Annotated in this window: 14 protein-coding genes; 7 read left to right on the forward strand and 7 right to left on the reverse strand. The window is 60.7% G+C overall.

Features of this window, described 5'->3' with window-relative positions:
- Positions 1–164 precede the first annotated feature (164 nt).
- On the reverse strand, positions 165–2,645 hold the full coding sequence (locus FGA82_RS28550; RefSeq protein ID WP_141129686.1) for a beta-galactosidase: 2,481 nt from the start codon (positions 2,643–2,645) through the stop codon (positions 165–167).
- A gap of 95 nt (positions 2,646–2,740) precedes the next feature.
- Positions 2,741–4,885 (reverse strand): ATP-dependent DNA helicase DinG, encoded by a 2,145-nt coding sequence (gene dinG / locus FGA82_RS28555; RefSeq protein ID WP_034154974.1) that lies wholly within the window; start codon positions 4,883–4,885, stop codon positions 2,741–2,743.
- Positions 4,886–4,984: 99 nt separating this feature from the next.
- On the opposite strand from dinG, the gene FGA82_RS28560 reads away from it, so the two are divergent.
- The gene (locus FGA82_RS28560; RefSeq protein WP_122853602.1) at positions 4,985–5,443 is read left to right on the forward strand and encodes a DUF2269 family protein; all 459 of its coding nucleotides are present in this window, start codon (positions 4,985–4,987) and stop codon (positions 5,441–5,443) included.
- Between the two features lie 106 nt (positions 5,444–5,549).
- Here FGA82_RS28560 and FGA82_RS28565 read toward each other — a convergent pair whose 3' ends face one another.
- From FGA82_RS28565 to FGA82_RS28580, 4 genes are all read right to left on the reverse strand, one after another.
- On the reverse strand, positions 5,550–6,308 hold the full coding sequence (locus FGA82_RS28565; protein WP_141129687.1) for a collagen-like protein: 759 nt from the start codon (positions 6,306–6,308) through the stop codon (positions 5,550–5,552).
- On the reverse strand, positions 6,301–6,582 hold the full coding sequence (locus FGA82_RS28570; protein ID WP_141129688.1) for a DUF1145 domain-containing protein: 282 nt from the start codon (positions 6,580–6,582) through the stop codon (positions 6,301–6,303). Before FGA82_RS28570 ends, FGA82_RS28565 begins: the two co-directional genes overlap by 8 nt.
- Before the next feature lie 162 nt (positions 6,583–6,744).
- Positions 6,745–7,467, reverse strand: coding sequence for an OmpA family protein (locus FGA82_RS28575; RefSeq protein WP_141129689.1), 723 nt, complete (start codon positions 7,465–7,467; stop codon positions 6,745–6,747).
- Between the two features lie 91 nt (positions 7,468–7,558).
- On the reverse strand, positions 7,559–8,254 hold the full coding sequence (locus FGA82_RS28580) for an OmpA family protein (RefSeq protein ID WP_007918596.1): 696 nt from the start codon (positions 8,252–8,254) through the stop codon (positions 7,559–7,561).
- A 199-nt stretch (positions 8,255–8,453) separates the two neighbouring features.
- On the opposite strand from FGA82_RS28580, the gene FGA82_RS28585 reads away from it, so the two are divergent.
- From FGA82_RS28585 to FGA82_RS28600, 4 genes are all read left to right on the forward strand, one after another.
- Positions 8,454–8,951, forward strand: coding sequence for a DUF6231 family protein (locus FGA82_RS28585; RefSeq protein ID WP_141129690.1), 498 nt, complete (start codon positions 8,454–8,456; stop codon positions 8,949–8,951).
- Between the two features lie 4 nt (positions 8,952–8,955).
- Positions 8,956–9,432 (forward strand): YchJ family protein, encoded by a 477-nt coding sequence (locus FGA82_RS28590; protein ID WP_141129691.1) that lies wholly within the window; start codon positions 8,956–8,958, stop codon positions 9,430–9,432.
- A 113-nt stretch (positions 9,433–9,545) separates the two neighbouring features.
- The gene (locus tag FGA82_RS28595) at positions 9,546–10,040 is read left to right on the forward strand and encodes an LEA type 2 family protein (protein ID WP_141129692.1); all 495 of its coding nucleotides are present in this window, start codon (positions 9,546–9,548) and stop codon (positions 10,038–10,040) included.
- Positions 10,037–10,246: an SEC-C metal-binding domain-containing protein gene (locus tag FGA82_RS28600; protein ID WP_064120819.1), complete on the forward strand. Its 210-nt coding sequence runs from the start codon at positions 10,037–10,039 to the stop codon at positions 10,244–10,246. The genes FGA82_RS28595 and FGA82_RS28600 overlap by 4 nt, the downstream gene beginning before the upstream one ends.
- 271 nt (positions 10,247–10,517) lie before the next feature.
- On the opposite strand, the gene FGA82_RS28610 is transcribed toward FGA82_RS28600, so the two are convergent.
- The gene (locus FGA82_RS28610; protein ID WP_141129696.1) at positions 10,518–11,075 is read right to left on the reverse strand and encodes a cysteine hydrolase family protein; all 558 of its coding nucleotides are present in this window, start codon (positions 11,073–11,075) and stop codon (positions 10,518–10,520) included.
- A 146-nt stretch (positions 11,076–11,221) separates the two neighbouring features.
- Between FGA82_RS28610 and FGA82_RS28615 the strand changes: the two genes are divergently transcribed.
- Together FGA82_RS28615 and FGA82_RS28620 are read left to right on the forward strand one after the other, a co-directional pair.
- Positions 11,222–11,866 carry a glutathione binding-like protein gene (locus FGA82_RS28615; protein ID WP_141129693.1) on the forward strand — a complete coding sequence of 215 codons (645 nt, stop codon included), beginning with the start codon at positions 11,222–11,224 and terminating at the stop codon, positions 11,864–11,866.
- A gap of 225 nt (positions 11,867–12,091) precedes the next feature.
- Positions 12,092–14,542, forward strand: coding sequence for a penicillin acylase family protein (locus tag FGA82_RS28620; RefSeq protein WP_141129694.1), 2,451 nt, complete (start codon positions 12,092–12,094; stop codon positions 14,540–14,542).
- The last annotated feature ends 83 nt before the right edge of the window (positions 14,543–14,625 follow it).

Here is a 14,625-nt window from a genome sequence, read left to right on the forward strand (position 1 = left end):
TGGCCCGCATTGTTCCAGCCCTAGAGGGATTTGGGAACAGCTGCGGGCCAGACGGTTAGATCAAAGACAAAGTCAAAAGATCGCAGCCTGCGGCAGCTCCTACAGAGAAACGCGTTGCCATGTAAGAGCTGCCGCAGGCTGCGATCGTTTTAGAGCATCAAAGGTTAGTGACCATTGCCGGAATGACCACCGGCATGCCCTGCCCCCGCCCCTTTACCGGCCTCGCCTTTGCGGCCGCCCTCAGCCTCATGCCCCGCCGCTGCGGCCGCTTTCTCAGCCTCTTTGCCAAGCTGATCAATGGCCAGCAAGTTGCTCTTGCGCACTGTCTCGACGAAACCCTGATAAGGCAGATCCGTCACGCCCACCAGACCAAAGTGACCATTCTCCCCATCAAGCAAACGCCCGGTCACCGGTTGATCCAGATACTGGAACCAATGCACGCCGACAATCGACGGTTCACTCAGCGCTTGTTTGAGGAAGCTGGCGTATGCCGGGCCGCGATCTTCTTCCTTGGCCACCTGCGTGACGCCGCCCCAGAACGGGCCGCGATCCGCTGAGCCAAAGTTGAACTCGGTGATCAGTACCGGTTTGTCCAAAGCGCCCAGCGCGGCAAAGTCATAGCCGTCCTGCGGTTTGAGCGTGTACATATTGAAGCTCAGCACATCGCAATACTGCGCGCAGGACGCCACGGCTTCCGGGGTACTGATGGCAAAACGGCCGCCAAGCAGCAACTGGTTCGGCGCGTGCCATTTCAGCGAATCGGAAATGGTTTTGAAGTAGGTGTCGGCGAAAACCTTCTGGAAATATTTGAAGTCCGCCTCGATTTCCGGATGTTCCGGGCTCGGCAGCGGCGGCACAAAACCCGGATCCTCCATCAACTCCCAGGCCGGCAGATCAATGCCCCACGCCTTCGACAGCCCCGCCTGATTGCGATACTTGTCGCGCAGTTGCTTGAGAAACGCACGTTTGGCCGGCACGTCGGTGGTCATCTTCAACGTGCCGTAAGCCAGCGCATAACGTGATTTCGGATCATCACCGGGGCCGGCCCAGGCCAGTTCGTTGTCGGCGTAATAGCCGATCAGCCACGGATCGTCGCGGTGGTCGCGGGCGGCGATAGCCACAGCGCGCTCGGTGGCCATGGCAAAGCGCGGATCAAATGGATCAGGCATGCCGCCCCACCAGTCGCTGCCGGTGCTGATGCTGGTGTAGTCGCCGACGATCGACAGCGGCAAGGTGTACGGCACGCGCTCGGCGTCAGTCAGCGAATCGGCACTCCAGTTGCCGACCGTATTGAAGCCCCAGGCTTGCAGGCGATCGAGCGTGTGACTGGCCCACTGTTGCTCATCGACAGTGACCTTGCACGGCTCGGCAGCTTTTTCTGTGGTTGTTTGTAGCGTTTCAGTCTTGGCCGCTTCAGCGACGCCAGACTTCGGCTCGGCAGGCACAGGAGCAGGCTCGGCGGCTTTCACCGCAGCCGTCTCTGCGGCTTCAGTCCTGGCCGCTTCTGCTACCCCGGACTTGCTCTCACTGTCGGCTTTGCACGGTTCACCGTACACGCGCTGCAGGTTCGCGCCGTAGAAGTCATACCAGCGCCCGTTGCCGTAACCCCGGCCCTGATCGACACCGTTGCCACCACGGTTGTCGCCATCGCCAAAGTGCCGGGACAAGGGGTCTTCAGGCTTGGGCAGAGATTCGAACATGTACTCACGCCCGGCCACGTAGGTCTGGTTGACCTTGGGGCTGACGGTATTCACGCCCAGCGAGTAAAACGGGTGACCTTCAGGCGTGACCAGATACCAACGGCCATCACGCTTTTCAGTGCGGAAGAAACCGCTGGCCTTGAACGACAGGCCTTTGTTCCAGCCACCGAACTTGTCCAGCGAGGACTTTTCACGTTCGGCTAGCCAGGTTTTCAGTTGTTGCTGTTCCTTGGCGGCGGCGGATTTCAGTTGCTCGTCGTTGCTGATCTTTTCCGGCCACTTGCTGCGGGTCGACTGCCCGTACGCATCGACCAGATTGCCGTAAACGGCCTGGGTGACCGATTCGCCGTCCTGCACACCGAAACGCTCCAGCAGCAAACTCTGGGCGACTTTCGGCTGATCCAAAGACAAGCTCACCGAAACCACTTGGCTGCGATCGATCTCACCGCTGCTGCTGGCGAGCAGAATCCGCTGACCATCGACCGTCATTGGCATGGGTGGCCCGGCTTTCATGCCAAGACTCAACGGTGACGATGCCACCAGCGGTACCAACAGGGTCTGCGCAGGGCCGGCCGGCAGGTCGACGCGGCTGATCAGGGTGCGGCCGTCGTTGCTCTGGATCTGCACGTAGACCGTCACCGCCCAGTCCATTGCGCTCTGCAACCGTAGGGTCATCATGCCCGACTGCGACCAGTCCCACGCACCGGTCTGCGGCGTCAGACGCAAGGTCGGACGGGCCACCGGATTGAACGTCACCCGGCGCAGCACTTCGCCCTCAGGCGTTTGCTCGGCGTTGGCTTGCGGCAGATCAGCGTTTTCGGTGGCGATTTTCACCACGTCGGCAGGACGGACAAAGTTGAACAGGGTCTGCTGACCCGCAGGCGCCGCGAACAGCGGCGTGGCGAAGATCAAGGCAAATACGGCGGGCAACGAACGGCGGATCATAAGAACGGAGTTCTCCCTAACGACCAACAATGGCCAATGGAAAAGCGATGGCAGAGAGATAGACAACACGGCGGGCAAAACTGCCCACCGTTGTCTCAGGATATTTCACGACGGAAAGGAGGCAACGCATTGAGGATCGCCTTGCCGTAGCGCTGGGTGACCAGGCGCCGATCGAGCAAGGTGATGGTGCCACGGTCTTCTTCGGTCCGCAGCAGACGCCCGCAAGCCTGCACCAGCTTCAGCGAAGCATCGGGAACGGAGATTTCCATGAACGGATTGCCACCACGGGCCTCGATCCACTCCGACAACGCCGCTTCGACCGGATCGTCCGGGACCGAGAACGGGATCTTGGCGATCACCACGTGCTCGCAGTACGCGCCCGGCAAGTCGACACCTTCGGCAAAACTGGCGAGACCGAACAGCACGCTGGAATCACCGCCATCGACCCGCGCTTTGTGCTTGTTCAGGGTTTCCTGTTTCGACAGGTTGCCTTGAATGAACACCTGCTTGCGCCAGTCGCGGTCGAGGCCGTCGAACACGTCCTGCATCTGTTTGCGCGAAGAAAACAGCACCAGCGTACCGCGCGAGCCTTCGACCAGATCCGGCAACTCACGGATGATCGCCGCCGTATGCGCAGCGGCATCACGTGGATCGGCCTTCAGATCCGGCACGCGCAACACACCGGCATCGGCGTGATGGAACGGGCTCGGCACCACGGCGGTGACGGCTTTTTTCGGCAGACCGGCGCGCATGCGGAAGCGGTCGAAAGTGCCCAGCGCCGTCAGCGTCGCCGACGTTACGAGGCAACCGTAAGCGACATTCCACAGGCTACGGCGCAAGGTTTCCGCCGCCAGAATCGGGCTGGCGTTAACCTCGATGTCGAACAGCGAGCCGCTCTCGGCCAGGGTCAGCCAGCGCGCCATCGGCGGGCTGTCTTCCGGGTCTTCGGCGGTAAACGCCGTCCACAACTCCCAGTTACCCGAAGCGCGGGACAACAGGCTGCCGAACAGCGGATACCACTCTTCAGCCTGATTGCTGGCGATGCCGATGTTGACCTCACCGTCCATACCTTCCTTGAGCAGGTCGGTCAGGCGCGTGAACAGATCGTTGAGGCGCGAAAAGCCTTTCTTCAGCTCGATGCCCATTTCGCGCATGTGCTCGGGAATCACCCCGGCGACGAAGCGATGACGCGGCCGCTCACGGCCCTCGACGTCTTCGCCGGGTTTGAAATCGGCGACCTGCTCACAGGCGCTGAACATGAACTGTTGCTGGGCCTTGATCTCCCGCGCCAGCTCCGGCACTTGTTCGATCAATTTGCCAAGATCGCCCGGCAACGGATGCTGGGCCAGCAGTTTGGTCAGGTTCTTCGCCGTGGTTTCCAGCCAGTCGGCAGTGGAACGCAGGCGCGTGTAGTGAGCGAAGTGGCCGATAGCCTTGTCCGGCAGGTGATGCCCTTCGTCGAACACATAAATGGTGTCGCGTGGATCCGGCAGCACTGCGCCGCCGCCCAATGCCAGGTCAGCCAGGACCATGTCGTGGTTGGTGACGATCACGTCGACCTTGCCCATGCCTTCGCGGGCCTTGTAGAAGGCGCACTGGCCGAAGTTCGGGCAATGCCGGTTGGTGCACTGGCTGTGATCGGTGGTCAGGCGCGCCCAGTCTGCGTCTTCCAGCGCATTCGGCCAGCTGTCGCGGTCGCCGTCCCATTTATTGCCGGCGAGCTTCTCGATCATGCTGGTGAACAGCTTCTGACTGGCCTCATCGACCTCGATCTTGAAGCCTTCTTCTTCGAACAGCTGCGCGGTGGCGGTTTGCGCGTGACCTTCCTGCAGCAGCATGTCGAGCTTGGAGAGGCACATGTAGCGGCCTCGGCCCTTGGCCAGGGCGAAGGTGAAATTCAGCCCGCTGTTGCGCATCAGGTCGGGCAAATCCTTGTAGACGATCTGCTCTTGCAGAGCGACGGTCGCCGTGGCGATGACCAGACGCTTGCCGGCGGCTTTCGCGGTCGGGATCGCCGCCATGCTGTAGGCCACTGTCTTGCCGGTACCGGTGCCGGCTTCCACCGCGACAATCGCGGGGTCGCCACTGCGCCGGCCTTCGTCGTCGGTGTCGATATCCCCGAGGACTTTGGCGATTTCAGCGATCATCAGGCGCTGGCCGTAACGCGGTTTGAGGCTCTTGGCCTCTAGAAAACGCGAGTAGGCGCCCTGGATCGTGGTTTTGAGTTCAGTGCTGATCATGAATTTTCGGGCGCAAAAAACGCTGGATAAATTTTCAGTAGTTTCGGATGGCGGCTATCATACCCCGCTAATTAATCCCGCGCAGAACGGAGTGCCCCAATGACACCTTTTAGCCTCGTTTACCCCCTGCATGTGCTGTCCGCCCTGGTGTGGGTCGGCGGCATGTTTTTCGCCTGGATGGTCCTGCGCCCGGCGGCTGTGAAGGCACTCGACGGCCCAGCCCGACTGACCTTGTGGGTGGAAGTGTTTCAAGGTTTTTTCCGTTGGGTGTGGGTTGCGGTGATCCTGTTGCCGATCAGCGGCGTGGGGATGCTGCATTTGCAGCAGGTCGGGTTTGAGACCGCGCCGAAGTATGTGCAGGTGATGATGGGCTTGTATGTGGTGATGACGGCGCTGTTTATCCGGATTCAGGGTTTGATGCTGCCGGAGTTGCGTAAAGCGGTGGAAGCGAAGGACTGGCCGGCAGGTGCGGCGGTGTTGGGGCGGATTCGCCGGGTGGTGGGGCTTAATCTGATTGTCGGGTTGGTGCTGGTGGCGATTGCGGCGGCAAGGCCGTGATCGTTCCCACGCTCTGCGTGGGAATGCCGCAAGGGACGCTCTGCGTCCAGTGACGCGGAGCGTCAGGGCTGTATCCCCACGCGGAGCGTGGGAACAATCAGTGATCTTACAAGCGCTGCACAGTCACAGCCCCCGCCGCCCCCACCGGCCCAGGCTGTCCATCCACCCCCGCCTTGCCATTCTTGCCGCCATCGGCGCGATACACCAGGCAGCCCTTGGACTGGCCGCCCTTCCCTGCTTTACCGCCAACACCTGCCGGGCCACCGTTGCCACCCGCCACGTTGACCTTGATCAGCTCAGCCGGAAACTCGCGCGGCACTTCCAGCCGCACTAGCGCACCCGGTGCGCCCGGTTGGCCGTCGCTGCCGTTACTGCCATCAAAACCATGCCCGGCCGCGCCATAAGTACAGCCCGGGTCTTCACCATTCCCGCCATCGAGGCCGACAAAACCCGGCGCGCCGGTGCCACCACGGGCATCGACCAGCAGTTGCGGCGCGCTCAACGCCTTGAATTGCAGATTCAGATTGCGCCCCGCACGGGCGGCTTTTTCATAAGTCCCCGGCGCCCCGCGCGCGGTGATCTGGCTGCCTTCGCTGAGCTCGGCACGCGCCACTTTCAATTCCAATGCCTGTTCAGCCGGAACGATGGCGATCCGCGCTTCATGGCCAAGGCGCAGCTCACCGACATTCAACTCGGTCACGTTGGCAGGAATCAGCAACGTGCCGTAATCGGCCACTTCCAGTTTTTCCAGCTGCAACGTGCTGGCCGTGTTGGGCAAACGCATCAGCGAATTGGTTTCGACACTGACCACTTGGGCACAGGCCAATGGGCTGATGAATGCAGCGAGCAAGCAGAGTTTACGCATGGGAAGAAGCCTCCGGAGCGGCCGGGGCCGGGATGGTTTGCAGGTGGAATACGCCGAACAGCAGGATGCGGCCGCGGTCACGCCAAGGGTGGGGGCGACCTTTGAGGCTGCGGTTGCACAGCAGCACTTCGAGCAGATGGATCAGCAACAGCAGACCGCCGGCCAGGTTGACCAGCAGATGCAGCGGATGTACGAACGGCACCAATTGATTGACCAGCACCACGCAGCAGAACAGCAGGGTCAACAACCGCCCCAGCCCCCAGAACACTTTCATACGCCCCCCGTGTTGCGAATTATTCTTTGGGCGCACAGTAACGGCTTCTGCGGGGGATAAGCCAGAGGGATAAATGAAAAAATTTCGATCGCCTGCCAAATGGCTGCCGAAACGACGCTGATCGTCGCCCGGCAGCTCTAGCCTGCGCCCTACAGACGCGTCCTAACGATTGATGTGCAACTCCACACGACGGTTCTGCGCGCGCCCTTCATCGGTGGCGTTATCGGCGACCGGCTCGCTTTCACCGCGACCCTCACTGGTGAGTTTGTTCGGCGCCAGGCCCTGGCTCAGCAGATAAGCGGCGACACTGCTCGCACGCCGTTCCGACAATGCCTGGTTGTAGGCATCCGATCCTTTGCTGTCGGTGTGACCGATGACCTTGATGCTCACCACGTCGGCATTGCGCAGTTTGTCCATCAGCGTATCGAGCTGGGCTTTGGCAGCCGGGGTCAGGTCGGACTTGTCGAAATCGAACAGCACGTTGCCGGCATCGCTGAGGGTGATGACCTCAGTTTGCGGCACAGGCTCCGGCACTTTTTCCGTGACCGGGTACTGTGGCAGCGGGCAACCACGGTGATCGACCGGGGTGTTTTCCGGGGTGTCCGGGCAACGGTCGCGGCGGTCGAACACGCCGTCGCCGTCTTCATCGCCGTCCTGGGCATAACAGATCAGTCCGCCGGTAAGAATCCCCAGCGCTGCGCCGCCGCCAGCCCAGCCGCCACTTTCAATGGCGCCAAGACCGCCACCGACCAGCCCGCCGATAAGGCTGCAGATCGGCCACGTACGTTGATTGAGGGGTGCAGTGCCATCGCTGTGGGTGGCGCAACCGGTGAGCAAGCTGCCTAGCAGTAGCACCGGCAAGACGGACCTTGAGAAAACAGTCATTGTGAAAGCTCCTGTGTCACCGGCCCATACCGGTTACACAGGAGTAAAGACCCGCATCCGCGACTGCACAAGGCGCGGATGCGAGAGGGGCTTAACGCTGGATTTTGATTTCGGTACGACGGTTTTGCGCGCGACCGTCCGCAGTTTTGTTGTCGGCCACTGGCTGGCTTTCACCCAGACCCGACACCGAAACGAAGCTGGCGCGCGGCACACCCTGCTGGATCAGATAGTCCACCACCGAGTGCGCACGACGATCCGACAGTTTTTTGTTGTAGGCATCGCTGCCCACGCTGTCGGTATGACCGGTCACGGTCAGTTGCGCCGTCGAGGATTCCTGTTTCAGGCGGGTGGCGACCTTGTCGAGCACTTGCTTGTCAGGGCCGGTCAGCGTGGCTTTGTCGAACTGGAAGTGCACATCACGGATAACAATGGTTTCTTCCTTGACCACTACAGCTTCTTCGACCACGGGTGCAGGCGCTGGTGGAGGGCAACCGTCAGCGTCGACCTGTACGCCTTTAGGCGTGCCCGGGCACTTGTCGCGACTGTCCGGCACGCCATCGCCGTCTTCGTCGCCATCACCGTGCACCCAGCAATAGGCCGCTGCGGTACCACCGACCAGCAACGCACCGTAGCCGGCCCATGCCGAACTTTCGGTTGCGCCGAGACCGGCACCGACCACACCACCGACCGCCGCACAGGTCGGCCAGTCGGTTTTCTGCAAACCTGCGCAACCAGTCAACACACTGGTTAGCAGAATCAAAGGTAATGCTGTCCGAACTATGCTCATCTGGTTTTCTCCTGAGGGATCGGCTTAGAACCGATTCAGGGAGTAAAGACCGGAGTTTTAATCTCCGCCAGCAATAGGCCATGCCTGTTTGCGACCGTGTTCACAGGACGTTGGCGCAATCGCCGGTAACTGGCGGAACTGGGCACTTTGCCGACATCGTCAGGCAGGCTAGTCTTGGCGGTCTGATTGAGGAGCTTCGATGAACGTCGCCATTTCTTCCCGCACGCCGCAACAGGCGTTGGCCGCTTTACTGGATCGCTACGCCCCGGCGCGCTTGCTGTTGATCGGCGCCAGCGAGTTTCCGGCATTGAATGCCTTCAAAGAGGCGCATCCGGACACCGTCGTCGCGCATGCTGCACCGGGCGCACTGCCTGCTGAACTGGCTGCACAGCGTTTCGACCTGGCGCTGGTGGTCGATTGTCTGGAACATTTGCCCAAGCGCGACGGCCTGAACCTGTTGGGCGGGATTCGCAATCTCAACGCCAGCCGCATCGCTGTGCTGGCAGACCTGTCGGCCAGCGGCTGGCAGGAAACCGACTTCTATTCACTGGCGTTGCAAGCCAGTGAACGCTTTCAACGCGACGATCAAGTGCTGACTCTGTTCACCTACGATCTGCTTGAATACAAACAAGTCCCCGACTGGCTCAATTCACGGTTCTGGGCCAATCCGGAAAACTTCGGGAAATACTGGTGGTAATGCAATGAGTACAGCCATTTGCCCTTGCGGCAGCGGCAATCTGCTGGATGCCTGCTGCGGCCATTATCACGACGGCCACCCGGCGCCATGTGCCGAAGCCCTGATGCGTTCGCGCTACAGCGCCTACGTATTGGGCCTGATCGACTATCTGGTGGCGACCACCCTGCCCGCTCAGCAAGCGGGGCTGGATCGCCAGTCGATCAGCAACTGGAGCGCACAGAGCACCTGGCTCGGCCTTGAGGTCGAGAGTTCGGAAGTGTTTGGCGGCCAGCCGGAACACGCCTTCGTCACCTTCACTGCACGCTGGCACGACGACCAGGGCGAGCACAGCCACCGCGAGCGTTCTTCGTTCGTGCAGAACACCGGACGCTGGTACTTCATTGATCCGACGGTGCAGTTGAAGCTGGGGCGCAATGACAGTTGCCCGTGCGCCAGCGGGCAGAAATTCAAGAAGTGCTGTGCAGGGTATTTCGGCGCTTAAGATCAAAAGATCGCAGCCTGCGGCAGCTCCTACAGAGGTATGCGATCTCATGTAGGAGCTGCCGCAGGCTGCGATCTTTTAGGACTAGACTGAGCATCAAAGGGAGTTATCACATGCTCGGTCGCAGGCGCACATTTCAGTTCTTGATGCTTACGCTGGTACTCAACCTCGGCGGCTGCGCGTCGTGGTTCAGCGATGACAGCGTCGACCCCGCCGTGCATTTGGTGAAAGTCGAAGTGGTGCGCGCCAAACTGCTCGAACAGAGATTCATCCTGCATTTTCGCATCGACAACCCCAACGACAGCGATCTGACCGTGCGCGGCCTCGAATACCGCATTCATCTGGCCGATATGCTGCTGGCCGAAGGCGAGCATGAACACTGGTTCACCGTCGGGCCCAAGCGCAGTGCGTACTTCAAAGTGCCGATCCGCACTAACCTGTGGCCAAAGGTAAAAGACGTGGTGAAACTGCTGAAAAACCCGAACCAGCAGATTCCCTATCGTTTGCAGGGCGAAATGGAAACCGGTTTATTCATCGCCCACTACGTGCACCTTGAGCGCAATGGCGTGATAATCCCCGCCGATTTAATTCCGGAGCAACACCGATGACCCAGCAACCTCATGTCCATGGCCCTGACTGCAACCACGATCATGATCACGACCATCATCACGAGCATGACCATGGCCACGTGCACGGCCCGAACTGCGGCCACGCCCACCAGGAACCGGTGCGCAACGCCTTGAAAGACGTCGGCCGCAACGACCCTTGCCCATGCGGCAATGGCAAGAAATTCAAGAAGTGCCACGGGGCTTGATGCCCGGGGCGGACAGTTGTTTCGCCTGACAGACCGCTTTCGCGAGCAAGCTCGCTCCCACAGTGACCGCGTTCCGTCAGTTGAAATGCAGTCCCTGTAGGAGTGAGCCTGCTCGCGATGAGGCCCGCACATCCAACATCGTTGTCGCCTGACAGACCGCTATCGCGAGCAGGCTCACTCCTACAGGTGAGCGGGTTTCTTCAGCTGGAATGCCATCCCCTGTGGGAGCGAGCTTGCTCGCGAAGGGGCCGGCACATACGGCGAAGTTTTTTCAGCCAGCCCCTAGAATCCGGGCAGAGTTGACCACCGTCGCATACTCCCCCTGCAAATTCCCCAGCGACATCCCGTGCACTTCTTCAGCTGTGCGCAACGTGCCGAAATAATCGACCTTGTCGAAGGTAAAGCACGCATCCTCCACCACCCACGCATCGAACCCCAGATTGCCCGCCGTGCGCGCCGTCGACTCCACCGAGTTATTGGTCGCCACACCGACGATGATCAATTGCCCAATCCCCGCCTCACGCAGCCGCGCCTCTAACCCGGTAGCACTAAACGCATCCGGCACCTGTTTCTGAATCAGCCATTCGTCCTCCTGCGGCAAAAACCGCTGCTGAAATTCCACCCCCTCCTGCTCGGGCCAGAACACTGAATCGGGCTCACGCGACAGGTGCTGCACATGAATCACCCGACGCGCGCTACGTCGCCACAGCCCCAGCAAATCCAGTATTCGCACTTCCGCCTGAGGATTATTCCTTCGCCCCAAGCGCGGCTGCAGAATGCCTTTTTGCTGGTCGATGATGATCAGTGCAGCGTTGGCCTGAAGCTCCATGGCGATTTTTCTCACGCGGGGTCATTGAATTCTGCGCAGTTCAGCATCACCTCTTCCTTCTAAGCAAGCTATCGAACGCACACGGGACGACCTGACGCCGGCGTTTGCTGTCCGCACGCAAGTCCATTTCTGCTTTGGAGTTCTCCATGATCGACCTGTATTACTGGACCACCCCCAACGGCCACAAGATCTCCCTGTTCCTTGAAGAAGCCGGCCTGCCGTACAACGTGCACCCGATCAACATCAGCCAGGGTGAGCAGTTTCAGCCACATTTTCTGAAAATCGCCCCGAATAACCGTATCCCGGCCATCGTCGACCACACGCCTGCCGATGGCGGTGAGCCGCTGTCGCTGTTCGAATCCGGGGCAATCCTGCTGTATCTGGCGGAGAAGACCGGGAAGTTCCTGCCCAAAGACCTGCGCGGTCGGCAAACGGCGCTGCAATGGCTGTTCTGGCAAATGGGTGGGCTGGGGCCAATGGCCGGGCAGAATCACCACTTCAGCCAGTTCGCCCCGGAGAAAATCCCCTACGCGATCAAGCGCTACATCGACGAGACCGCACGGTTATACGGCGTGTTGAACAAGCAGCTGGCCGAGAACGAATTCGTTGCTGGCAGCGAATACAGCATTGCCGACATGGCGATTTATCCGTGGATCGTCTCGCACAAGTGGCAGAGCCAGAACCTTGAGGATTTCCCCCATGTGCAACGCTGGTTCAACCACATCAAGGATCGCCCGGCGACCGTGAAGGCCTACGCGCTGGTGCAGAAAATCAATCCACCGAAGGCCTGAACCGCCCTGACTCTGATCGTTCCGACGCTCTGCGTGGGAATGCAGCCCGGGACGCTCCGCGTCCCTTCAAAGCCGAACGCGGAGCGTCCGCTGAGGCATTCCTTTGCTGCGCGTTGGAACGATCGTCGAGAACTGAAGAAATAACTCTGTCGCCCGCTTGCGCGGCACCCTCCTGCTCACTAACGTAGCGCCTTTACTGACGCTACCCCCCGCAGGAGCTTTGCCATGGCCTCGCCAGCCCTTACTCATTTTCTTCCCCGGTTCGGCGTTGCCGCAGCAGTGGCCGGTGTTTTGGGCCTGTCCGGTTGCCAGACCTGGAACGCTCAGGACACCCTCCCGCCGACCTCCGGCGTGCAACCGCTCAAGGGCCTGGCGCAAAACGTGTCGGTGCGCCGCAATGCCATGGGCATGCCGTTGATCGAAAGTAATACCTTCCACGATGCGCTGTTCAGCCTCGGCTACGTCCACGCCAGCGACCGCATCAATCAAATGGTTACCCTGCGTCTGTTGGCGCAGGGCCGTCTGGCGGAAATGTCCGGTGCGTCGATGCTCGATGCCGACCGCTACATGCGCGCGGTCAATCTGAAGAAAAGCGCCGGCGAGCTGTACAAAGCCTCGTCGCCACGCCTCAAGCGCTTCTTCGAAGTCTACGCACGGGGCGTCAACGCCTATCTGTTCCGCTACGCCGACAAACTGCCGGGCGACCTCGCCTCCAGCGGTTACAAGCCTGAATACTGGAAGCCGGAAGATTCGGCGCTGATTTTCGCCCTGCTGAATTTCAGCCAGTCGGCCAACCTGCCGGAAGAGATTTCCTCGCTGGTGCTCGCGCAAACCGTGACCACCGACAAACTGGCGTGGCTGACGCCGTCGGCGCCTGACGAAAACCTGCCACTGGCCGAAGCCGACAAACTGCAAGGCCTCAAGCTCAACGGGCAAATCCCGGGGCTGACCGAGCTGAGCAGCGCCAGCCAGCAACTGTCGGCGCTGAACCTGCTCGGTACGACGTCTTCGAACAACTGGGCAATTGCCCCGCAACGCAGCCGCAGCGGCAAGAGCCTGCTGGCCAGCGACGCCCATGGCCCGCTCGCCGCGCCGTCGCTTTGGAGCTTCGTGCAGATTCGCGCGCCGAAATATCAGGCGGCGGGCGTCACCGTTGCCGGTTTGCCGCTGGTCCTCGGTGGTTTCAACGGCAAAGTCGCGTGGAGCATGACCAGCGTCCTCGGCGACAACCAGGACCTGTTCCTGGAAAAAATCCGCCGCCAGGGCAGCAGCCTGACCTACGAGGTCAATGGCAAATGGCAACCGCTGGGCGTGCGCAACGAAACCTATTTCGTCAAAGGCCAGCGGCCGATTCGCGAAGCCGTGTATGAAACTCGCCACGGCGCGTTGCTCAACAGCGCTCAAGCGGCGGCGCAAGGCAACGGTTTCGGCCTGGCCTTGCAAACGCCGAGCTTCACCGACGACAAGTCGCTGGATGCATTTTTTGATCTGACCCGCGCGCAAACCGTAGAACGAGCTTCGGATGCCAGCCGGGAAATCCGCGCCATCGCCCTGAATCTGGTCTTCGCCGATGCGAGCAATATTGGCTGGCAGGTCACCGGCCGCTTCCCGAATCGCCGTGAAGGCGAAGGCCTGCTGCCATCGCCGGGCTGGGAAGGTCGTTACGACTGGGACGGTTACGCCGACCCGATGCTGCACCCGTATGATCAGGACCCGGCGCAAGGCTGGCTCGGCACCGCCAACCAGCGCGTAATTCCTCATGGTTACGGCATGCAGTTGTCGAACTCGTGGGCCGCACCGGAGCGTGGCGAACGTCTGGCGGAACTGGCCGGCAGCGGCAAGCACGACAGCCGCAGCGTGATCGCGATGCAATACGATCAGACCACCACCTTCGCCGCCAAGTTGAAGAAAGTCTTCGAAGCGCCGGGCATGAAACAACCGCTGAAACAGGCGATCGATGCCTTGCCGGAAGCGGATCGCAGCAAGGCGCGCGAGGCGTTCACGCGGTTGATGGCGTTCGACGGCAAGCTCAGCCCGACGTCGGCAGATGCGGCGATTTACGAACTGTTCCTGCAAGAGAGCATGAAGCAGATCTTCCTCGATGAGCTCGGCCCGGAATCGAGCCCGGCATGGAAGGCGTTTATTGCTAACGGGGATTTGTCCTACGCAGCGCAGGCTGACCACTTGTTGGGGCGCGAGGACAGTCCGTTCTGGGACGACATTCGCACGCCGCAGAAAGAGGATAAAGCAGTGATTCTTGCCCGCAGCTTCGCCGCAGCGATCAGCGCTGGCGACAATCAATTGGGGGGCGATCATCGGGCCTGGCAGTGGGGCAAATTGCACAGCTACGCCTGGAAGAACAGCAATGGCCAGACCGTGCGTGGGCCGATGGCAGCGGGTGGCGATCACACCACATTGAACACTTCGGCGTTTGCCTGGGGTCAGGATTTCACCACCACGCGTGCTCCGTCGATGCGTTTCATTGTCGACTTCGGCCAGGCTGAGCCGCTGATGGGCCAGAACGGTACGGGGCAGTCGGGGAATCCGGTCAGTCCGAATTACCTCAATGGCATTGATGCGTGGCTGAAGGGGCAGTACATCGGTTTGCCGATGCAGCCGCAGAACTTTGACCGGGTGTATGGCAAGACCCGCCTGACCCTTACTCCCGGCAAATAAGCTGTAAATCAAGAGCCCCTCACCCTAACCCTCTCCCGGAGGGAGAGGGGACTGATTGGGGATGGCTGAAGTTTTTCGCCGAC

Source organism: Pseudomonas fluorescens, from assembly GCF_005938625.1.
Classification (GTDB): Bacteria; Pseudomonadota; Gammaproteobacteria; order Pseudomonadales; family Pseudomonadaceae; genus Aquipseudomonas; species Aquipseudomonas fluorescens_BD.